Below are 550 nucleotides of genomic sequence, written 5' to 3'. Positions count from 1 at the left end.
GAGTAGTATTAAGCGTGCTTATAAAATCCAATGCTTTGATGCTATCGCGGCTAACAATAGGATTGAAGTTTCTCCACCCATTTGCTGCAAATGCCTCTGGATACGAGCTGGCGGGAAAATTGTCGTCGATCAGGGCCCGTTTCACCATATTTAGCGAGTCCATTTTATAAACATGGTCCCGGTTCAGGTAGTCCTTCATCATCTGGACCTCGGTCTTGCCAAACGCGGGCATATTGGCAAAATCAATCCGGCTCACCTGCAATTCTAGGTTGCTGGGTATGGTGCTTTGATCCCATTTGCCGTCGCCGGGTACGTTTTTGTTTTCCGGACGAACGGCTGCGATGGTATTTACCGTTGCATCTGTCCAGGCGCCATCTACGTCGCCATAGTACACGTCGGCCGCCCAGGCTCCCTTATGATCTGGATGTCCGTCAGGGTTGATATCGCCGCTATAAGGCACGGCGATGTGGCCTAAGATCAAGACAGCCCTCAGGTTAGGCGTTATCTGGTATTTGTTTTGGATGATGGTTCTGATAATGTTAGCAGGCAC

1 protein-coding gene is annotated in these 550 nt (G+C 49.8%); it reads right to left on the bottom strand.

Annotated elements, in window-relative coordinates; translation table 11 throughout:
- The coding region (locus P2W82_RS24705; protein ID WP_336518633.1) for a hypothetical protein at window positions 1-550 on the bottom strand (550 nt) is incomplete at both ends.

The sequence above is a fragment of the Pollutibacter soli genome, assembly GCA_029269725.1.
Classification (GTDB): Bacteria; Bacteroidota; Bacteroidia; order Chitinophagales; family Chitinophagaceae; genus Pollutibacter; species Pollutibacter soli.
This window is presented reverse-complemented; position numbering and strand designations above follow the sequence as displayed.